This is a genomic window from Rhodobacter lacus (assembly GCF_042683065.1).
GTDB lineage: Bacteria > Pseudomonadota > Alphaproteobacteria > Rhodobacterales > Rhodobacteraceae > Rhodobacter > Rhodobacter lacus.
Map to the genome: position 1 here is coordinate 54,764 of NZ_JBHUIX010000019.1, position 21,044 is coordinate 75,807.

Here is a 21,044-nt window from a genome sequence, read left to right on the forward strand (position 1 = left end):
ATCATGGGCAACATGTTCCTCAAACGCCCCGTCTTCGCATGGGTGCTCGCCATCATGACGATGCTCGCGGGCGCCGCCTCCTTCACCAAGATGCCGGTGGCGCAATACCCCGACATCGCCCCCACCACGGTGCGGATCTCCGCCACCTACGCGGGCGCCACCGCCGATGCGGTGCTCAACTCCGTGACCCGGGTGATCGAGGAAAGCCTGACCGGGCTTGACGGCCTGCTTTACATGGAGAGCACCTCAAGCAAGGGCTCCTCCTCGATCACGCTCACCTTCGACGGCTCCGTCGAGCCGGTCGATGCGCAAAACGATGTCCAGACCAAGGTGAGCAACGCCCTGCGCGACCTGCCAAGCTCGGTGCAGACGGCGGGCGTGAACGTGCGCCGCTCCTCCTCCGACATCCTGATGATCGGCGCGCTTGTCGATACGCGCGGCCAGCATTCGACGCTGCAACTGGGCGATATTCTCACCGAACAGGTCGAAGACCAGATCGAGCGCACCGAGGGCGTGGGCGATGTGCGCGCCTTTGGCTCGGGCTATGCGATGCGGATCTGGCTCGATCCGCTGGCGCTGGTGCGGTTTCAGCTTACCCCCTCCGATGTGACCTCCGCCGTCGAGGCGCAAAACACCACCGTTTCGGTTGGCGCGCTCGGCAGCCAGCCCACCACCGAAGGCCAGCAGTTCACCGCCACCATCACCGCGCAAAGCCAGCTCACGACCGCGGAGGAATTCGAGCAGATCCTGATCAAGACCGAAGCCGATGGCGCCTCGGTGCATCTGAGCGATGTTGCGCGCGTCGAGATCGGTCAGGAAAGCTATGGCGGGGACGCCTATTTCAGCGGCGAACCCGCCGCGGGCTTTTCCGTAAACCTCGAAACCGGCGCCAATGCGGTTGATACCTCGACCGCGGTGCGCGCCACGCTTGACCGGCTTGCCAAGGCGCTTCCCGCCGGGCTCGAATTCCGCGTGGCCTATGACACCTCGCCCTTTGTCGAGCTTTCCATCGAGCAGGTGGAACATACGCTGATCGAGGCGGTGGGGCTCGTGGTGCTGGTGCTGATCGTGTTTTTGCAAAGCTGGCGGGCCACGCTCATTCCGCTGATCACCGTGCCGGTGGTGCTGCTCGGCACGCTCGCCGTGCTCTGGGCCGCGGGCTATTCGATCAACACGCTGACGATGTTTGCGATGGTGCTCGCGATCGGGCTTTTGGTCGACGATGCGATCGTGGTGGTGGAAAACGTCGAGCGGCTGATGCGCGACGAGCGCCTGCCCGCGCCCGAGGCGACGGCGAAGAGCATGGGGCAAATTACCGCCGCCCTTGTCGGCATCAACGTGGTGCTCGCCGCGGTGTTCCTGCCGATGGCCTTTTTCCCGGGCTCGACGGGCGTGATCTACCGCCAGTTCTCGCTCACCATGGTCACGGCGATGGCGCTCTCGCTGCTTGTCGCCATTATCCTGTCGCCACCGATGTCGGCGCGGCTATTGCGGCTGGGCGATGCCGAACCGACCTTTGCGCCCGCGCGCTGGTTCAACGGCGGGCTCGACCGGTTCACGGATTTTTACGGCAAGTCCGTGGGCCGGAGCCTGCGCGCGCCGGGGTTGATGCTTGCGGTTCTGGCCGTGGTGCTTGCGGCCGCCTGGGGCGTTTACGGGCGCATCACCTCGTCCTTCATCCCGACCGAGGATCAGGGCGTGCTGATGGCGATCATCCAGCTTGATCAGGGCGCAACCACGCAACAAACCAAAGACGTGCTCGACCGGGTCAACGACTACCTTCTGAACACCGAAAAAGCCGGGGTGGAGGCCAGCTTCGCCTCGCTCGGCTTTGGCTTCAGCGGCACCGGGCAAAACCGCGGCATGCTGTTTGTGAAGCTGCGCGATTTTGAGGAACGCGCAAAAGACCCCGCCCTCACCGCCGCCGCCATTGCCGCGCGCGCCAATGCGGCCTTTGCCACCGAGCGCGCGGGGCGGGTGTTTGTCAACCAGCCACCCGCGATCCGGGGCCTTGGCAATACCGGCGGCTTCAGCTTTTACCTGATCGATCAGGCGGGCCACGGCGTCGAGGCGCTTCAGGCCGCCGCGAAAGAGCTTGAGACCCGCGCCGATCAGGACCCCCGGCTGACCACCGTGCGCGTGGACGGGATCGATTCAGAAAGCGCGCTGCGCCTCGACATCGACCAGCAAAAGCTCGAAAGCCTCGGGCTCACCCTGTCAGAGGTGAACGCGATGCTTTCCACCGTTTTCGCGGGCAACGAGGTGAACGATTTCGTGCTCGGCTCCTCGCTGCGCCCGGTGATCGTGCAGGCCGATGCCGCCTACCGGATGCAACCGGAAGACATCTATGATTGGTATGCCCGCAACGCCTCGGGCGAAATGGTGCCGTTTTCGGCCTTCGCCACAACCCGGTGGGAGCCGGTGCCGCCAAGCCTGAGCCGCTACAACTCGACCGCGGCCATCTCGGTTTCGGGTTCCGCGGCCAATGGCGTCTCGACCGGGACGGCAATGGCCGCGATGCAAGACCTCGTGGACGGGCTTGAGGGCGGCTATGGTCTCGCCTGGACCGGGCTGAGCTATCAGGAGCAACAATCGGGCAATCAGGCGCCGCTCCTCTATGCGGTCTCGGTGCTCGTTGTCTTTCTTGCGCTCGCAGCCCTTTATGAAAGCTGGACGATCCCCTTTGCCGTGATGCTCGCGGTGCCGGTGGGGGTGCTCGGCGCGCTCATCGCCGCCTGGGTGTTCGGGCAATCGAACGATGTCTACTTCAAGGTCGGCATGCTCACCACCATCGGGCTTGCGGCACGCAATGCGATCCTGATCGTGGAATTTGCCGAGAGCCTGCGCAAAGAGGGCAAAACGCTCAAACAGGCGGCAATCGATTCCGCGCGCCTCCGCCTGCGCCCGATCCTGATGACCGCGCTGGCCTTCATCCTGGGCGTCACCCCGCTTGCCACGGCCTCCGGCGCGGGTGCCGCCGCGCAAAATGCCATTGGCACCGGGGTGATTGGCGGCATGGTCGCATCGACCTTCCTCGGCATCTTCATGGTGCCCGCGCTCTATGTGCTGATCATGTCGCTCGCCGCCCGGTTCACGCGCCGCGCTCTGTGAGCGCGGCGAAAATCACCACGGCGCGGAACAGACCGCCCTTTCTTGCGCCATGCGCACGAAAGGCCGTGTTCCTGCGCGAAGGGAGAGGGGTGCGACCAAAAAAATCTGGCGCGAAGAGAGTCTCCCGCGTATCGTTAAACTGTTTTACGCACGGACCTATCTGACCTGTCCGGCCAGCGGAGGCGAACGCAGCCCCTTCGCGGGATAAGATAATATGCGCGAGGCGACGTGTAATGGTGTTCGAGACGACGGGGCGTTTCCCTTCTGCAATCCGTGCGTTCGCGGTCCTTGGTATCTTGATTGTTTTCGTTGGGTCGGCGCAGAACTTCACGCTCTCGCAACATCTGCAAAGCGCCGCGCTGCATCCGCTCTCTGCGGCGGGGTATCTGGTGGTGGCGCTCAGCCTGTTGCTGCGCCCGCATGTCGGGTTGACGGTGGCGCAGGCGCTGGCGTGCCTGATCGCGGCACAACGGCTGTTTGAAGCGGGCCTTCCCCACTGGCCGGTGCTTCTCTCGTCCGGGAGCTTCGCCCATTGGGGCACCGATCTGACCTTTCATGATGCGTTTTCAACGGCAACAGCAAGATCTCTCCTGATCCTGAACGGGGCGCTGCTGGCCGAGCGGGTCTCGACGCGGCTTGCCATCGGTATCGTCGCGCTCGGCTGGTTCACTGCGGCGGGCGCGCTCTTCAAGCTCGCCTTCAGCCTCTTCAACGAGACGGTCCAGCTTTCGATCTTTTCGCTGTTTGCCCTGCTGACGCTTCTGAGCGCGTTTGTGCTGCGCTATGCAGAAAGCTCGCCCTTCCGCATCTTTCTGGCGCCGAGCGATTTCCGTCACCCTTTTCTCGTGATGCTCGGCGCGATCGTCACCGTGCCATTTCTGACCGGGGCATTGCTGTCCCATACCGGAGACTTCGACGACGGCCATCTCGATGCAATGATCATCGTTTTCGAAGTGATGGAATATCTGCTTCTGGCGGTGGTGCTCTACACCGGGGCAACGTTGAATGCACAGCGCGAAAAGCTCGACCATGCGCTGCGCCACGACCCGCTGACCGGGGCATTGAACCGGCGCGGGCTGAACGAAGCGATCCGGGCCAATCCGCGGCTGAACGGCATGATCCTGTTCGATATCGACCATTTCAAGCGGATCAATGACACGATGGGCCATCTGGAGGGGGATCGCGTGCTGCGCACCGTGACCGATCGCGTGCGCGCAGAGCTGACGCCCACCGATGTTTTCGCGCGGTGGGGCGGCGAGGAATTCCTGCTTCTGCTTGAAATCAGCCACCGCGAGCAGCTCTCCGATCTGAGCGAGCGGTTGCGCCGCGCGATTGTTGCCATGCCCTCCGGCTCCGGCTCCGCTCCTGCGCCCGCGCTCAGCGCCTCTTTCGGCTATGGCTGCTTTCACGCGGTCGAGGAGAGCCTGACCGCGGCGCTGGCGCGCGCCGATCAGGCGCTGCAACTGGCCAAGGAGACAGGCCGCAATTGCTGCGTTGCCGCGTAACCCCGATCAGACCAAAGTTTAACAGAACCTGAATCGGGCTTGCCGGGGCGCGCGCACGGATTAGCTGGTTGGCGATTGCGACACTGCTTCGGAGACCCGTCATGACTGCCCTGCCCGAGATCACCCGCCACCGCCACAAACTCCACCGCCGCAAGCTGACCGTGCTGCGCCGCGAGGAGATCACGCCGCGGATGCTGCGGCTCGTTCTCGGCGGGCCGGAATTGATGGGCTTCACCTCGCTTGGCGCCGATGACCACATCAAGCTGATCCTTCCCGATGCCTCCGGCGAGGTTCAGATGCGCGATTACACGCCGCGCCACTACAACGCCGACCGGGGCGAGCTGATGATTGATTTCGCGCTTCATGAGGCGGGGCCGGCGACCGCTTGGGCGATGGCGGCGCAGCCGGGCGATGGGGTGGAAATCGGCGGTCCGCGCGGCTCGCAGGTGATTTCCGGTCCCATCGCGCGCTGGCTTTTGATCGGCGACGAGACCGCCCTGCCCGCGATTGCGCGCCGGATCGAAGAGATGGCAGAGGGAACGCCTGTGACCAGCCTCGTCGCCGTCGAAGGCCCGGCAGAAGAAATCACGATCCGCACCGCGGCGGAACATGTCGCGCTTTGGGTGCATCGTGCTGATCCGACCGATGCCGCGGCGCTTTGTGCGGCGCTGACGCGGATACCGCTGGCGGAGGGAACCTTTGTCTGGCTGGCCGCCGAGGCCGGTGTGGCCAAGGCGCTGCGGGCCGCGCTTGCCGAACGCGGCCACCCGAAGCCGTGGCTCAAAGCCGCAGGCTATTGGGTCTCGGGAGAAGCGGATCGCTCCGAAAAAGAGCTTTAATCCAAAGATCTGCCGGGGGGCCACAGCGATTGCGCGGCGCGCGCGGGGCGCGATTGTTTTCGCAATGGCACCTTCCGCCAGCTTCAGAGCGAATCGTTTCGCAAAAATTCAGGCGTTAACGCCGCAGCGCAGCACCTTGCGCCGCGGTGCATTGCGCTGCGATCGCGCATCCGTGCACAAAAGCGCCACAGGATGCAATCTTAACCACAATTGCTGATTGTTTTTTACGCGTTTGAACGTTTGCATCGCTGTGGCCCCCCTTGTCTTCGATGCCGCTTTCTCGGATATGTGTTACTAAATTCTTAAGATACCGCGTTAAGAGCGCTGGTAAGCGCGGAGCGGATTTTAGAAACGCAGAAAGCGTTGGCGAGTTTTCGGGCCCGACGAGGGTGGCGTTGTGCTGAGGGAGTAATCATGGCGTTTCAAGAGATGGAAGCTTATCCCGGTGGATTTGCAGTTGCCCGGCCGGCGCAGGGCGCGCAACCAGAAAGCCTGACACGGCGGCGCAGTGCATCAAGCCTTTATGCCCGGTTCGGCAAGCGTGCGCTTGATCTTTTCCTTGCCGTTCTGATGTTGCCGGTGCTGCTGCCGGTGATGCTGGTGATCGCTCTCGTTATCCGCACCGACGGCAATGCCGCGATGTTCACGCAACCGCGCGTGGGGCGCAACGGGCGCGTGTTCCGGTGCTACAAGTTCCGCTCGATGGTGCCCAATGCAGAGCGCGTGCTGGCCGAGATGTGCGCACGCGATCCGGCGGTTGCGGCCGAATGGGCCACGTATCAAAAGCTTGCGCGCGATCCGCGTATCACCCGCATCGGCCGGATCATCCGCAAAACGAGCTTGGATGAGCTGCCGCAAATCCTCAACGTGCTCAAGGGCGACATGAGCCTTGTTGGCCCGCGCCCGTTCCTGCCCTCGCAAAAGGCCATCTACGATGAGGCCGGGGGCAAGGCTTATTACCGCATGCGCCCCGGCGTGACCGGCCTGTGGCAAGTGTTCAGCCGCAAGGACACGACCTTCGGTTCGCGCGTCCGCTTTGACGAAGCTTACGGCGCCAATATGTCGGCGATGGGGGATCTGTCGCTGATCCTGCGCACGGCAACGGTCGTGTTGAAGCGCACCGGCGCCTGAGCGCCGCTCTGACCAAGTGACTTGAGAAAAGCCCTCCGCGCCCAAAGGCCCGGAGGGTTTTTTGCCTCAATGCTGTTGTGGCCTCAGCCCGCCGCGCGCCACACCTCGGAGGCGCCAGCGCCGGGCTCGACGCGGAACACGGCGCTGAGTTGGCGCAGGCTCTGCGCTTCGCCCAGAAGCCCCTGCGTTGCCGCCGAATTTTCCTCGAACATCGCCGCATTGTGCTGGGTCACCTGATCGAGCTGGTTCACCGCAGCCGTCACTTCGGAGATCCCGGCAGATTGCTCCCCCGCCGCCGATGCAATCGCCTCAAGCAGGCTATCGAGCTTGCCGACAAGCTCCTCGATCTCGCCAAGCGCGGTATCGGAGCGCGCGGCAAGCTGCACCCCCGAATGCACCTGCCGGCTTGAGGTCTCGATCAGCTCTGCGATCTCTTTTGCCGCCTCCGAGGAGCGCTGCGCGAGCGCGCGCACCTCCGAAGCCACAACCGCAAAACCGCGCCCCGTTTCGCCGGCCCGCGCCGCCTCGACCCCGGCGTTCAGGGCCAAGAGGTTGGTCTGGAAGGCGATATCGTCAATCACGGAGGTGATGCGGGAGATCTGCTCGGAGCTGCGCGCGATATCGTTCATCGCCTGCAGCGTCTGACGCACAACATCGCGCCCGCTGGTGGTGGTGTCGCGCGTCTGGCCCACGGCTTTCGCCGCCTCGCGCGTGCCCGCCACCGATTGCGCCACCGAGGAGGCCATTTCGTTCATCGCCGCCGCGGTCTCTTCCAGCGAGGCGGCCTGCGTTTCGGTGCGTCGACCAAGCTCCGCCGAGGCATTGCTGAGCTGGCGCGCCTCGCTTTCGACCACACCGGTCGATTGCACAATCGAGGACATGAGCTCCGCCATCCGCGCAACCGTCTGGTTGAAATCGTGGCGCAGCGCCTCGTAATCCTCGGGGAAAGCGGTCTCGATCGTGGCCGTGAGATCGCCCCCCGACATCGCCCGGAGCCCCGTTGCAAGCTGGGTGACGATCCGGCTTTGCTCTTCGGCACGGGCGGCGCGCTCTGCCTCTGCCGCCTCGCGCAAGCGTGCGCGCTCTGCCTCATCGGCGATCTGGCGCTCGTGCTCGGCGCGCTCGCGCTCGAGCTCTGCCGCCACCCGCGCCGCTTCCGCATCGCGTTCCGCCGCTTCGCGCGCCAGCGCCGCTTCGGCCTGACGGCGCTCCTCGGCCTCGAGCCGCGCCTTGTCGCGCAGCCCGTCGCGGAACACCATCAGCGCCCCGATCAAGCCGCCGATTTCACCCGGACCGGCCTTCATGCCATCCACGGCATCCATCTCGCCCGCGGCCAGCCGCGCTGTCGCGCGAGAGGCCCGTTGCAGCGGGCGCACAATCGTGACCCAGGCGAGCCAGGGTGCGGCAATGCCGATCAACAGGCTCAGCGCCGCCACCACCAGCATCGCGCCGATCGAATTTGCCGTGCGCGTGGACACATCCGCCGCGGCCGCCTCGATCAGGTTGAGCACCTTGGCCGCTGCGGCCTGCGCCTCGGCATCAATATCCTTGAGCGCGGTGTTCGCTTTGGCGAAAGCCGCATCTGCCGCGATCTGGGCGCGGAGCATGTCTTGATGCGTGCGTGCAAGGTCTGCCTCGGGCGCGGCCATGGCGATCAGCGCCTCGATATCGGGCTGCAGTGCCGTGGGCGCCTGCGGCATAATCTCGGAAAGCGCAGCCAGGGTCGCATCCACCGCCACGCGTTCGCGGGCATAGGCCGTTTCGCTGCGGGTCTGGGCCAGCCGCAAACTGGCCGTTGCGAGATCGCGGACCCGTACCTCAATCGCTTCGGCCAGAAGCATCGGCGCCAGCTCCTCGCTCGTCAATTTGTCGATGGCCGCCCCGTTGTGCTCCGAGGCCGCGCGCGCGCCCATCGTCAGCTCGAAGGACAGGTCGTCAATCCGGGCTGCGAGAGCGGAATCAAGCTTTTTCGCCAGCTCCTGCACGGCGCTGCGCTCCCGGCGCGTCACCGCGTTTCCGCGCGCCACCATCTGCGTGGCCATATCTGCCAGCGCGACAATATCGGGGCGAATATCGTTGAGGGGCGAGCCTGCATCAATGCGCAAGAGCCGGTCGCGCATATGCGTCTCGGAGGAGGAGATCCCTTCCCGGATCGCGGCTTGCGCTGTGGCATCGATCCCGGGCGCCATCGTCACCACGGTGCCGCGCAGCACATTGACTTCAACGCGCAAGGTCAGCGCATCGGTGAGCGCGTCAAACTCCCGGTCCACGAGCCTTTCGAGCGTCCGGCTGACTCGGCGCACCGCCGCCTCGCCCCCCATCGCCATGTCGAAATGGGCGTCATCCCCGACCTCGATCAAGCGCTCGGAAATCTCTTCGTTGCGCGCGAAGAGCTGATCCATCGCCGCATCGGTGGCGGCGGAAGCCTCGAAAAGCGCGCGCCTTTGAGCGACCAGTTCCAGCACATCGGCCTCGGCCCCGTCGAGCAGCGGCGCCAGCGCCGAGAGCGCCTCTCCGCCAGTGGCAAGCAGCTTGCGCAATGCGTCAAAATCCGTCCGCGCCGCTGTTGCGGGGCTGTCGAGCGCCCCCACATCTCGCGCCGAGAGAATGTCCACCATGTCCTGCGTCAGGTTCGCAGTGGTTCGGCCGAGGCTCATCGTCGCCTCCAGCACCGGGACATCTTCTTGCGCCAGCGTGCGCACCACCCGGTCGGTGGCGCGGAACACGCTCAGGCTGACCACGACCGCCACCGCCGTCACCGCGACGAGCGCAATCACCACGGTCACGATCTTGACGCCGACGCTGGCGAAAAAGCCTTGCAGCTTGCCGATCATCTCATTTCCCTTCGCTACTCGTTACAGGGGCCGTCCGGGTGGGGCGCCGGGTCAGCCGCCCGCACCCTGCGGTGCGCAATCCGCCGCGTCAGGCGCATCAGGCGCCAGCGGTGCGATTGTCCCCTCAGGAGAAATCTGCGTCAGGAACACTTCGTCGAGGCCCTGGTTGTCGTTCTCGCCGAAGTGCAGCACGAGCCCGTCGATATCGACATCGGTGAGGCCCTTGAGCGCCGCAAGATAGCTCTCCCGCGTCAGTTGCGGGCCCGCCGCTTCAAGCCCCGCAATCGCCAGCCGCCCCACGAGGTAGCCCTCAAGCGAGATGAAGCTCGGATGCGCTTCCGGCGCGACCGCCTTCAGCGCCTCGGTATAGCGCGCCACCACCGGCGTTGCGGTGTCCATCGGATAGGGCACCACCTGCGAGATGATCACACCGGCCCCGTCGCGGCCCAATTCGCCCACAAGCGCATCGGTGCCGACGAAAGAGATCGTCACGAGATCCGGGGTGAATTCGATCTTGCGCGAGACGCGGATGAATTCGGCGACCGGCTTGTAGGCCCCCACCATCACCACCGCTTCGGCACCGGCGCGGCGGATATCGAGCAGCGCCGCCTTTACCGCAAGGGTGTTGCGCGTGTAGGCGCCCCGCGCCACCGGGCTCAGACCACGCCGCCCGAGCGCCGCCTCGACGCCCTTGAGCCCGGCGCGCCCGAAGGCGTCGTCCTGATAGAGAATGCCGATGCGCTTATGGGCCCGCTCATCGACCAGAAGCCGGATCCAGGTCTCGGTCTCGGCATCATAGCTCGCACGCAGGTTGAAGACATTGCCGAGCCGCGGATCGCGCAGGAAACCCGCGCCGGTGAAAGGGCCGATGAAGGGCCAGCCCGCCGCGGTGGCGAGCGGCTGCGTCGCCGCCGAGGTCGGCGTGCCGACCGGCCCGATCAGCGCGAGATGCGCATCCTTCTCGATCACCCCCCGGGTCTGCTCGATCGATTTCGCGGGCTCATAACCGTCGTCGAATGCCTCGAGCACAAGCTTGCGCCCGGCAACACCGCCGGCGCGGTTCACCTCCTCAAAAGCGGCCTTCAGGCCAAGGTTCATACCGGTGCCGAGCGCAGCCGCCGGCCCCTCGAGCGCCGCCACTTGGGCGAAGCGCACTTCCGAAGATGTCACACCCTGCTGTGCGGCAGCCGTGCCGACCGATCCGAAGAATGCGGTGCAAAGGGTTGCAATCGTTAGAACCTTGCCGAATCTCATACCAAACTCCCATGCCGTCAACCTCCCGGATTAGCGTAGAAGCTTTACCCTGCGGTTAATTGGCGCGGGGGAGAGGCAGGCAGGGTCACGGCTTGCCAGCGGGCAGAAAGGCGCGTCAAATCCCGCCAAACCGGGGTACAGCAAGGAGAGGGCCAATGACTTCCTACCTCAAGACCATGCCCGATGCGCAGGGCTTCTTTGGCAGTTACGGAGGCGCGATGCTGCCGCCCCCGCTCGTGCCGCATTTCAAGGAGATCCGCGAGGCCTATGCCCAGATCTCGAAATCGGCCGATTTCATTGCCGAACTGCGCCAGATCCGCAAGCATTACCAAGGCCGGCCCACGCCCGTCTCCTACCTCAAGAACCTGTCGCGGCTTTATGGCGGGGCGCAGATCTATGCCAAGCGCGAAGATCTCAACCACACCGGCGCGCACAAGCTCAACCACTGCATGGCAGAGGGGCTGCTTGCGAAATTCATGGGCAAGACCAAGCTGATGGCAGAGACGGGCGCGGGCCAGCACGGCGTTGCCCTGGCCACGGCGGCGGCCTATTTCGGCATGGAATGCGAGATCCACATGGGTGAGATCGACATTGCCAAGGAGGCGCCGAACGTCACCCGGATGAAGCTTCTGGGCGCCAAGGTGGTGCCGGTGAGCTTTGGCGGGCGCTCGCTCAAGGAAGCGGTCGACAGTTGCTTCCAGAGCTATATCGCGCAGGCCGATCACGCGCTTTTCGCCATTGGCTCGGTGGTGGGGCCGCATCCCTTCCCGATGATGGTGCGCAACTTCCAGCATGTTGTCGGCATCGAGGCGCGCGAGCAATTCCTTGAAATGACGGGAGAACTCCCCGACATGGTGGCGGCCTGCGTCGGCGGCGGCTCGAATTCGATGGGGATCTTTGCGGGCTTCATCGACGATGCGGGCGTGAGCCTGCACGGGGTCGAGCCGCTCGGCACCTCCTCGAAGCTCGGCGAGCATGCCGCCACCATCAGCTTTGGCGCAGATGGCGACATTCACGGCTTCCGCACGCTGGTGCTGACCGATGAAAACGGCGAACCGGCGCCGGTGCATACCGTGGCTTCGGGGCTTGATTACCCCGGCGTCGGCCCGGAACATGCGCATCTGCACAAGACCGGACGGGTGCATTACACCACCGCCAATGACAAGGAAGCGCTCAAGGCCTTCTATGCGCTCTCGCGCCACGAGGGGATCATCCCCGCGCTCGAAAGCGCGCATGCGGTGGCCTTTGCGATGCGCGAGGCCGCGGCAAACCCCGGCAAGTCGATCCTGATCAACCTCTCCGGGCGCGGCGACAAAGACATCGACTACGTGACCGAAACCTACGGCTTCGGCGAAGATCTCTGAGCGCAGCGCCCCGGCCCCGCGGGCCGGGGCGTTTCGCCTCGGCGCCGCCGCAACGCTCAGCCCTGATGCGCGCCCTGCCCCTCCAGCACGGCGTCTTCTTCGGGCGGTTCCTCATCATGCGGGCGGAACACATGCGTTTGCACCTGCCGCCGCGCGAGGCTTCGGGCCGCCTGCTCGAGCAACACCTCGTCGGGCGCAAAGAGGGGCGCAGGCGTGAAACTCTCCACCACAACGGCAAGCTCAAGGCCAAGCGCACAGAGCGCCTGACCGAGCGCCTCGTCGGCGCGCACCAGAAGCCGGTCACTGTCGATCTGGCAGGGCGCCCGGAACTGGCCCACACAAAGCGCAGCCAACACCAGATCGCCGCGCACTTCCGTCAGAGTTTCCTGCGTCATCGCTTCCTCCCAAGCTCCACCGCCAGAGCATTATTCAACTGCAAACGCCCCGGCGCAAGAGCCCCGGGGCGCAGAACTGCGGCACTGACCGCCGCGTCAGTAGCAGAATTTATCGCGGAAAACGTGGCTGACGATCTCGTCACGGGTGAGCCCGTGCACCGCCAGTTCGGCATCCGACATCTCGGAATACCGCACCACGTCGCGCATCCGGGACCCGGTCTCGACCGCTTCGACCAGCCGTGCGCCAATTGCCGCACCGATCTGGCCAAGCCGTGCCTGCAGACCTTTTACCGGACCCTTTTCTTTCTGAGTGAACGTCGTCACATAAGCCATGGAAACCTCCTAGGGGCAGAGAGTTTCCTCCCGTAAGGGGAATTTATGTCAGAGCCCCTTCCCCATCAACCGGCGCAGGCGCAATCCCGCCCTGCAGTTTCTGCAACGCAGCATACGTTGGCATACCAAATCCGGGGGGGCGTCGGCGCGCCTCAGCAGTCGTAAGCCTGCGCGCGCAAAAGATAAACCGGCTCGCCGGGCGTCACCGGATCGAACACGACCGTATCGGCGCCCGCGTCCTTCGCGCTTTCAAGGATCTTGTTGCGGGCGTAGCGCTCCGCTTCATGACCGACCAGCGGGCCATAAACGCCCGGCTCGTTGGTGATCACCGAAACCGGGCGGCATTGCGCCACCTCTGCCGCGGAGGCAATGCGCACTTCGGGCACGCCCCGAAAGCCCGGATCGTTGCAGCCCGCAAGCGCGCTCGCGCCCAAAAGGACAAGGCTCAGGACATGGGGTTTCATCTGCGCGCCTCCTTTGCACCGTTGTGTCGGGCTGTTGTGCAGCATCGCAAGCCCGCTCCGGCCCGTCCAGCCCGGTGCGATCACATCGGCGCGAAGCTGCCACTGGAAATGAGCCGCGCGAGGGTGTAACCGGAGCGCATGACCGAGATCACGCTCCCCCGCCCCGACGACTGGCACCTGCACCTGCGCGATGGCGCGATGCTCAGGGGCATCCTGCCCGAGAGCACGCATCATTTTGCCCGCGCGATCGTGATGCCGAACCTCGTGCCGCCGGTGGTGACGGCGGCGGATGCCGCGGCCTATCGCGCGCGGATCATCGCGGCGCTGCCGGCGGGGGCGCGCTTCACCCCGCTGATGACGCTCTATCTCACCGAGACAACCGATCCGGCCGATCTGCGCGCCGCCGCCGAGAGCGGGCTTGTGCGCGCGGTGAAGCTCTACCCGGCGGGCGCCACGACCAACTCTGCCTCCGGCGTGCGCGATTTTGACAAGGTGCGCGGCGTGCTTGAGGTGATGGCCGAGATCGGGCTTCCGCTCTGTGTGCACGGCGAGGTGGTGAGCCCGGAGGTTGATATTTTTGACCGCGAGGCGGTGTTCATCGAGACCGTGCTCGACCCGATCCGCCGCGCCACGCCCGGCCTGCGCGTGGTGATGGAGCATATCACCACGAAAGACGGCGTCGATTATGCCCGCAGCCAGGACGAGAGCCTCGGCGCAACAATCACCACGCATCATCTGATTATCAACCGCAACCACATCCTCGTGGGCGGGATCAAGCCGCATTACTATTGCCTGCCGGTGGCGAAGCGCGAGCACCATCGCCTTGCGCTGCGCGAAGCGGCCACCTCGGGCGAGGCGCGGTTCTTCCTTGGCACCGATTCCGCGCCCCATATCGACGCGCTGAAAGAACATGCCTGCGGCTGCGCGGGCTGCTTTACCGCCACGAACACGATGCAATTGCTTGCCCATGTGTTTGAGGAAGAGGGCAAGCTTGCCAATCTTGAGGCCTTCGCAAGCCGCAATGGCCCGGCCTTTTACCGGCTGCCGGTGAACAGCGACACGCTCACGCTGATCAAAACCGACACCCCCGCCCAATGGCCCGCAAAAATCGAGACCGGTGCGGGCCCGGTCACTGTTTTCGATCCGGGCTTCCCGGTCTACTGGCATGTGAAATGATGGCTTTCATCTTGCTCTGAATATCCCCCGCAGCGCGCCTGCGGGGCCGCCGGGAGCCTCCGGCGGGGATATTTTCGGCAAGCTGAAAGCGCGAAAGGACCAATGAGATGATCCCCTCCTCCTATCCCGCGAAAGAAGAGATCGCCCGGCTGACCGCGCGGATGCTCCTTGAGATCAAGGCCGTGCATTTCAACGCCGAGGAGCCCTTCACCCTCGCCTCCGGCCTGCCCTCGCCCACCTATATCGACTGCCGCAAGCTGATCAGCTTTCCGCGCATCCGCTCGACCTTGATGGATTTCCTCGCCGTCACGGTGCTGCGCGAGGCGGGCTTTGAGGCGTTTGACAATATCGCCGGCGGCGAGACGGCGGGCATTCCTTTTGCCGCAATGGTCGCCGAGCGGCTTGCGCTGCCGATGACCTATGTGCGCAAAAAGCCCAAGGGTTACGGCCGCAATGCCCGCATCGAGGGCGCGATGACCGAGGGGCAGCGGGTGCTGCTGGTCGAGGATCTGACCACCGATGGCGGCTCGAAGCTGAGCTTTGTCGATGCGATCCGCGAGACCGGGGCCAGCTGCGCGCATACGGCGGTGATCTTTTACTACGGCATCTTCCCGGAGACCGAGCCGCGGCTGGCCGAACATGGGGTGAAGCTCCATGCGCTTTGCACCTGGTGGGATGTGCTCGCCGAGGCGCGTGCGCAAGGCGCCTTCAGCGATGCCACGCTCGACGAGGTCGAGGCGTTTCTCAAGGCGCCGCGCGCCTGGCAGGAAGCCCGGCAAAAAGGCTAACCCGATTTTTGGGGATAACTCTGTGAAGACCCTGTGGACGGGGTGGGGAGCGTTTTGCGCGCGACTCGCTCCGCTCCTGTATGCCTCGCCAGACACCACAATCCGTGGTAGGCTCGCCCTCAGGCAGACCCCAAAAGAGCTGTAACTTGAGTGCGCGGCGCGCGCTTATCCCCGAACTTATCCCGATACCGCAGCGCGTGCAGCCCGGCTATCAGGCGGGACCCAGATGAGGCAGAGATGAACGAAAGCACCGCCATTCGCCCTGACGGCGCCTCTGGCGCCGAAGAAGAGGCCTTGCCGCACAATATCGAAGCCGAGCAGCAATTGCTCGGTGCGATCCTGACCAACAACGATATTTTTGACCGTATCGCCTCTGTGGTGCGGGCGGAGCATTTCTTCGAACCGGTTCACCGCACGATCTACGAGGTCGCCGTGGCGCGGATCCAGAAGAACGCGCTGGCCTCGCCGGTCACGCTCAAGGCCTATCTTGAGGAAGACGAGGGGCTCAAGGCACTCGGCGGCGCTGCCTATCTGGCGCGGCTTGCGGGCGCGGCGATCTCGGCCTATGCGGCGCGCGACTATGCGCAGATGATCCATGACCTTGCGCTGCGCCGCGAGCTGATCCGGCTTGGCAAGGATCTCTCCGCCTCCGCCTCAAAAGTGGAGATCGGGCGCGAACCGGAAGAGCTGATCGTCGCCACCGAAGGGGCGCTTTACAAGCTGGCCGAAACGGGCACTGCCGAAAAGGGTTTTGTGAGCTTTCTCAAGGCCGTAACCGAGGCTGTTCAGTCGGCCAACGCCGCCTATCAGCGCGAGGGCGGCCTTGCGGGCGTGTCCACCGGGCTGCGCGATCTCGACAAGAAACTGGGCGGGCTGCACCCCTCTGACCTTCTGATCCTCGCAGGGCGCCCCTCGATGGGGAAAACCTCGCTCGCCACCAACGTTGCCTTCAACATTGCCAAGGCTTACAAGCGCGGCACCCGTCATGATGGCACCGAGGGCGCCGTCGAGGGTGGCGTCGTGGGCTTTTTCTCGCTCGAGATGAGCGCCGAACAGCTTGCCGCGCGGGTGCTCTCGGAAGCCTCCGAAGTGCCCTCCGAACAGATCCGCCGCGGCGACATGACCGAGGCCGAGTTCCGCCGCTTTGTCGAGGCGGCCAAGGCGCTTGAAACCTGCCCGCTCTATATCGACGACACGCCCGCGCTGCCGATCGCGCAGGTCGCCGCGCGCTGCCGCCGGCTCAAGCGCACGCATGGGCTTGATGTGGTTTTTGTGGACTACCTGCAGCTTCTGCGCGGCTCGGGCCGGACCGATAACCGGGTGCAGGAAATTGGCGAAATTTCCATGGGTCTCAAAGCCTTGGCGAAGGAGCTCAACATTCCCGTGGTGGCGCTTTCGCAGCTTTCGCGGACCGTTGAGAGCCGCGAGGACAAGCGCCCGCAGCTGAGCGACCTGCGCGAATCCGGCTCCATCGAGCAGGATGCCGACGTGGTGATGTTCGTCTACCGCGACGAATATTATCACGAGCGCATGAAGCCGCCGGAAGACGACCCGAAATTTGCCGAATGGATGCAAAAGGCCGAGCGCGTGCATGGCAAGGCCGAGGTGATCCTCGGCAAGCAGCGCCACGGGCCGATCGGCACCGTCGAAGTGGCCTTCGAGAGCCGCTTCACCCGGTTTTCCGATCTTGCCAAACCGTGGCAGGGCGAGGGCGCGGAGGGGTACTGACCCCCGCGCCCGCGGGCTTACAGCGTCTGGTTTGCCGCGCCGCCATCGACAAGCACGTTTTGCCCGACGATGAAGGCCGCCTGCTGCGAGCACAGGAAGGCGCAGACCGCGCCAAAGTCTTGCGGCGCGCCATAGCGGCGCGCCGGGATCGTTGCCTTGCGCCGGGCCGAGGCCTCTTCAAGGCTGATCCCCTCGGCCTGCGCCACCGGGCCGTCGAGCGCGGCCATCCGGTCCGTGGCATGGATGCCGGGCAAAAGGTTGTTCACCGTCACGCCGGTGGGGGCCACCTGCCGCGCCATGCCCGCGACAAAGCCGGTGAGCCCGCAGCGCGCGGTGTTGGAAAGGCCAAGCTGCGCAATCGGCGCCTTCACCGCGGCGGAGGTGATGTTGACCACCCGCCCCCAGCCGCGTGCGCTCATCCCCGGCACAAAGGCCTGCATCAGCGCGATGGGCGCGAGCATGTTGGCCTCGATCGCGGCGAGAAAATCCTCATGCGCCCAGTCCGACCAAACGCCTGGCGGCGGGCCGCCCGCGTTATTGACGAGAATGTCGATCTCGCCCGCCGCCGCAATCACCTTCGCGCGCCCCTCGGGCGTGGTGATATCGGCGGCCACCGCGGTGACCTTTACGCCATGCGCCGCCGCAATCTCGGCCGCGGTGCGCTCCAGCACCTCGGCCCCGCGCGCATTGAGCACAATCTCCACGCCCGCCGCCGCCAGCGCCTCGGCGCAGCCCCGCCCCAGCCCTTTCGAGCCGGCACAGACAAGCGCGCGTTTTCCAGTTAGCCCCAGATCCATGCTATCCTCCGTTTTGCCCCAAACTAGCCTCCTTCCCCCCGGCGGCAAGCCCCGGAGCCGCGGTTGGACTTGACCTTGCCGCGCCCGCCCCTTAACCGAATTGTGAACAGATCGCGCCATTGTCGCACCGCCATTCGCGCTGGAGCCGCCATGACCTCGCCCCCTGCCCTGCCCCCTCAGGCCGTCCATGTCTATGAGGCGGATCTGATCTGGGTGACCTCGGGCGCCAATCATGGCGACGGGCTCGATCTGGCCGCGCTGAGCCAGCCCGGCGATGTGTATCAGCTGGACCGCGGCGCCAAACCCTTGCGGCTTCTGCTCTCGGCCGATCCCGCGCAGCGCCAGCACATCTGCGCAGGCTCCGATGTGGGCACCGAGGGCGATCAGATCGCGCTCGTCGCGCGCCATGTGATGATCACGCCCGAGGGCGACACGGTCGATATCCTCCTGATCCGGCATGAGGCCACGCAGGCGCTTTACGCGCTGCCGCTCTCGCCGATCATCGCGCGGGTGGATTACACGCTTCTGGAGGCGACCGACGATCCGGGCGATGTGCGCCTTTCAGACCTCGTCTGCATCGCCTTCACCACCGGCACGATGATCACCATGGCGGGCGGCGCGCAAAGGCTGATCGAAACGCTCGGCCCGGGCGACCGCGTGCTCACCCGCGACAACGGCCCCCAGCCGGTGCGGCTCGTGGCCAAAACCACGCTGCGTGCGCTTGGCAGCTTTGCCCCGGTGGTGATCTCGGCGGGCACGCTCGGCAATGAGAGCGACCTGATCGTGGCGCCGCATCACCGCGTGTTTCTGTACCGCCGCGGCGCGCAGCGGCTTGGCGATACCGCCGAAATTCTGGTGCAGGCGAAACACCTTGTCGATGGCGAGCATGTCTGGCGGCGCGAGGGCGGCTATGTGGATTACTACGCGCTCGTGTTTGATCATCATGAGATCGTCTATGCCGAGGGCGTGCCGGTCGAGAGCCTGCAGGTGAGCGAGGCGGTGCTGAAGCTGATGCCCGAGGAGCTGACCGCCGAGATCCGCGCGCGCCTGCCCGATCTGATCCACACGCCGCATTTCGGCACCGAAGCGGGCCGCGACCTCCTCGACCGCGTCGGCCGCGCCGCGCTGTTTCGCAAGAAGGACTGACGGCACGCGCGCGGAAAGCGCCAAGGGGGCTCGCCGCCCCCTCTTGGGCTCCGCCCAATTCACCCCGCAGATATTTGGGGCAAGGTGAATGGGCATAAGAATTTGAAGGCCCTAAAGCGCGACATCATCAGATGACCATGAAGAGCTTCAATCCGAGCGCGACGAGCGCAGAGAGCGTCGTGACAATCTGCGCCCCTTTGTAAGCAGGACTGCCGTGAATCTTGACGATCACATCTTCCAATTGCTTTGAGAGCGCGATTTTCGCCACTCGTGAGAAAACCCTCATCTCCCCCGGCAGCGGAGGAGATTTCCCGCCGGGGTCGGCGCGCAAAGCTCCCGGCAATCTGGGCGCCAGCATCTCGGCAATATCTTCGGAGAAATCCTCCGCCATCGGCGCATCGCTGATGGCAGCAAGAAGCGGGGCCGCACCTTCCAGAAGCTTGCGATCCTCCATGCCCAATTCCGCCATCGCCTGTTTGGCCAGAAGGGACCGGTTTTTGGCGACTTCGGGATGGGTGGCACGGATCGCCCGAACGCTTTCCTCAAGCGCTTCAAAGAGTGCAAGGTTATCTTCGGTCCGCGGCAAGTCTTCGACGTCGAATTGCCGCCGCAGCCCCTGCGCCAGACCTGAGAAATCCATCTCGATCCGCTGCGGATCATTGCCGTAACGGGTGACGACACGGGTCACAACACGGAATTCTCGCGACTGCTCAGTGATGCAATTATGGCCCAAAAGTGCATCTTCGAGGGCGTCGCGCACGCGCGCGAGAACCGCGCCGATCAGAGGCGGATTCTGCAAGCGCTCAGGAACGACATGGAACAGGCCCGTCTCCGGGTTCACACCGACCGTTTCAATAAGCGGTAGGGCCGCAGCAAGTCGCTCTGCCTTCGAGGGTTGATACCGCTCCTCGATCTCGGCAATGATCTGCGCCACATGCTCCGCGCCCTGCTTCCAGTCTGCGTCGGGAATGAGGGCAATGTCGGTCAAAAGCTGGGCGTGGCTCTTCCAATCGCCGGTCAGTGGGCGGCCATCGCGCGCAGCTTCATACCAGCGGATCCAGACGTCATGACCGGGGTTTGCGCCAAGCCAGTCTTCGGCAGCGCGCCATGCCTTTTGCGCCCAATCCGGCGTTTGCTCGGCCCAAAGGGGCGTCGCAAGCGGCAACGCCCCCGCTTCGATCGCGGCGGCATCGAACTGCAGCGCAGCCCAAATGTCGGCGGCGGAATCTGCTCTGGCGGCGTCGGCAACGGCTCTAGCGTCGTAGGCGGCGGCGGTGTTGGCGGCGGCGGCGGCTTTGGCCGCAGCGTAGGTTGCTGCGGCGGCTCTGGTGGCGGCGGCGGCGTAAGCTGCGGCGGCGGCGTAAGCTGCGGCGGCGGCTCTGGCGGCGGCGGCGGCATTAGCGTCAGCATAGACGGCGGCTCTGGCGTCGTCGGTGTCAGCGGTGGCTCTGGCGGCGGTGGCTCTGGCGGCGGCGGTGGCTCTGGCGGCGGCGGCGGCGTCGGCGTAGGCGTCGGCGGCCTTTTTGATCTCCGGAGCCGGGTTCCCAGTGTAGACCCCGGTGATTAGAGCACAGCGCAAAATTGGCAGGGCTGTCAAATCCCGTTCGCGCGTCCAATCTGCGCCCGGCTGTGAAACGAATAGCGGCAGCACGCGCATGGCCGCGCGATGGGCAAGAGCAACAGCCTCGCGCTGCCGCGTTTTCCTTGGCCGCGCGTCCAGCCACGCTTGCAGCGTTTTATGGTCCCGTATCTCACGCGCCTGCACCATGCCCCGCCCCTTGCCGCATGGGGCAAGTTTGCCGGGGCTTGGGCTTTGCGGCAAGCGGGGCGTTACATCGAGAAGGAAATGCCGCAGCCGCAGGAGCTTGTCGCATTCGGGTTTTGCACCACAAACCGCGCGCCGATCAACTCTTGCGTGTAATCAATCACCGCATCTTGCAAGAACGGCAGGCTCACCGGGTCGATCAGCACCTTTTGCGCCGCCATCTCCCCCTCGCCCGCGATCACGAGATCATCCGCGGCGGGCGCGGCCTCAAGCTTGAGATCATATTGAAAGCCCGAACAGCCGCCGCCCTCCACCGCCACGCGCAGCGCCTTGGGCGCGGGCTCCTTGGCATTGATCGCAGCCAGACGTTCGAACGCGCGGGGGGTCACTTTGGGGGGCAAAAGCATGGGGTTG

Annotated in this window: 17 protein-coding genes; 9 read left to right on the forward strand and 8 right to left on the reverse strand. The window is 65.0% G+C overall.

Annotated elements, in window-relative coordinates:
- Positions 1-3 precede the first annotated feature (3 nt).
- From ACFSM0_RS16830 to ACFSM0_RS16845, 4 genes are all read left to right on the forward strand, one after another.
- On the forward strand, positions 4-3,111 hold the full coding sequence (locus ACFSM0_RS16830) for an efflux RND transporter permease subunit (RefSeq protein ID WP_377393206.1): 3,108 nt from the start codon (positions 4-6) through the stop codon (positions 3,109-3,111).
- 296 nt (positions 3,112-3,407) lie between these two features.
- On the forward strand, positions 3,408-4,616 hold the full coding sequence (locus ACFSM0_RS16835; RefSeq protein WP_377393210.1) for a GGDEF domain-containing protein: 1,209 nt from the start codon (positions 3,408-3,410) through the stop codon (positions 4,614-4,616).
- A 101-nt stretch (positions 4,617-4,717) separates the two neighbouring features.
- The gene (locus ACFSM0_RS16840; RefSeq protein ID WP_377393213.1) at positions 4,718-5,455 is read left to right on the forward strand and encodes a siderophore-interacting protein; all 738 of its coding nucleotides are present in this window, start codon (positions 4,718-4,720) and stop codon (positions 5,453-5,455) included.
- Between the two features lie 414 nt (positions 5,456-5,869).
- The gene (locus ACFSM0_RS16845; RefSeq protein WP_377393215.1) at positions 5,870-6,586 is read left to right on the forward strand and encodes a sugar transferase; all 717 of its coding nucleotides are present in this window, start codon (positions 5,870-5,872) and stop codon (positions 6,584-6,586) included.
- Positions 6,587-6,669: 83 nt separating this feature from the next.
- Here ACFSM0_RS16845 and ACFSM0_RS16850 read toward each other — a convergent pair whose 3' ends face one another.
- Positions 6,670-9,420, reverse strand: coding sequence for a methyl-accepting chemotaxis protein (locus tag ACFSM0_RS16850; protein WP_377393218.1), 2,751 nt, complete (start codon positions 9,418-9,420; stop codon positions 6,670-6,672).
- Positions 9,421-9,471: 51 nt separating this feature from the next.
- Positions 9,472-10,674, reverse strand: a complete 1,203-nt coding sequence (locus ACFSM0_RS16855) for an ABC transporter substrate-binding protein (protein WP_377393221.1) — start codon at positions 10,672-10,674, stop codon at positions 9,472-9,474.
- Positions 10,675-10,829: 155 nt separating this feature from the next.
- Here ACFSM0_RS16855 and trpB point away from each other — a divergent pair, with 155 nt between their 5' ends.
- Entirely contained in the window at positions 10,830-12,038 is a 1,209-nt protein-coding gene (gene trpB / locus ACFSM0_RS16860) for a tryptophan synthase subunit beta (protein ID WP_377393224.1), read from the forward strand.
- A 56-nt stretch (positions 12,039-12,094) separates the two neighbouring features.
- Here the strand turns inward: trpB and ACFSM0_RS16865 are convergent, their stop codons facing one another.
- The 3 genes from ACFSM0_RS16865 to ACFSM0_RS16875 all read right to left on the reverse strand — a co-directional run bounded on the left by ACFSM0_RS16865 (position 12,095) and on the right by ACFSM0_RS16875 (position 13,230).
- Complete coding sequence (locus ACFSM0_RS16865) at positions 12,095-12,433, reverse strand: hypothetical protein (protein ID WP_377393227.1); 339 nt, start codon at positions 12,431-12,433, stop codon at positions 12,095-12,097.
- A 96-nt stretch (positions 12,434-12,529) separates the two neighbouring features.
- The gene (locus ACFSM0_RS16870; protein WP_377393230.1) at positions 12,530-12,766 is read right to left on the reverse strand and encodes a hypothetical protein; all 237 of its coding nucleotides are present in this window, start codon (positions 12,764-12,766) and stop codon (positions 12,530-12,532) included.
- Between the two features lie 152 nt (positions 12,767-12,918).
- On the reverse strand, positions 12,919-13,230 hold the full coding sequence (locus tag ACFSM0_RS16875; protein WP_377393233.1) for a hypothetical protein: 312 nt from the start codon (positions 13,228-13,230) through the stop codon (positions 12,919-12,921).
- 138 nt (positions 13,231-13,368) lie between these two features.
- Here ACFSM0_RS16875 and pyrC point away from each other — a divergent pair, with 138 nt between their 5' ends.
- From pyrC to ACFSM0_RS16890, 3 genes are all read left to right on the forward strand, one after another.
- Positions 13,369-14,406, forward strand: a complete 1,038-nt coding sequence (gene pyrC / locus ACFSM0_RS16880; RefSeq protein WP_377393236.1) for a dihydroorotase — start codon at positions 13,369-13,371, stop codon at positions 14,404-14,406.
- Positions 14,407-14,513: 107 nt separating this feature from the next.
- Positions 14,514-15,194: an orotate phosphoribosyltransferase gene (locus ACFSM0_RS16885; protein ID WP_377393239.1), complete on the forward strand. Its 681-nt coding sequence runs from the start codon at positions 14,514-14,516 to the stop codon at positions 15,192-15,194.
- A 237-nt stretch (positions 15,195-15,431) separates the two neighbouring features.
- Positions 15,432-16,922, forward strand: a complete 1,491-nt coding sequence (locus ACFSM0_RS16890) for a replicative DNA helicase (protein ID WP_377393242.1) — start codon at positions 15,432-15,434, stop codon at positions 16,920-16,922.
- A gap of 17 nt (positions 16,923-16,939) precedes the next feature.
- Here the strand turns inward: ACFSM0_RS16890 and ACFSM0_RS16895 are convergent, their stop codons facing one another.
- A complete protein-coding gene (locus tag ACFSM0_RS16895; protein ID WP_377393245.1) occupies positions 16,940-17,719 on the reverse strand; it encodes an SDR family oxidoreductase in 780 nt (259 codons plus the stop codon).
- 150 nt (positions 17,720-17,869) lie between these two features.
- On the opposite strand from ACFSM0_RS16895, the gene ACFSM0_RS16900 reads away from it, so the two are divergent.
- Positions 17,870-18,865: a Hint domain-containing protein gene (locus ACFSM0_RS16900; RefSeq protein WP_377393248.1), complete on the forward strand. Its 996-nt coding sequence runs from the start codon at positions 17,870-17,872 to the stop codon at positions 18,863-18,865.
- A gap of 127 nt (positions 18,866-18,992) precedes the next feature.
- Here ACFSM0_RS16900 and ACFSM0_RS16905 read toward each other — a convergent pair whose 3' ends face one another.
- Both ACFSM0_RS16905 and ACFSM0_RS16910 read right to left on the reverse strand, forming a co-directional pair.
- Positions 18,993-20,633: a hypothetical protein gene (locus ACFSM0_RS16905; protein WP_377393251.1), complete on the reverse strand. Its 1,641-nt coding sequence runs from the start codon at positions 20,631-20,633 to the stop codon at positions 18,993-18,995.
- Positions 20,634-20,695: 62 nt separating this feature from the next.
- Positions 20,696-21,037 carry a HesB/IscA family protein gene (locus ACFSM0_RS16910; RefSeq protein ID WP_377393254.1) on the reverse strand — a complete coding sequence of 114 codons (342 nt, stop codon included), beginning with the start codon at positions 21,035-21,037 and terminating at the stop codon, positions 20,696-20,698.
- Positions 21,038-21,044 lie beyond the last annotated feature (7 nt).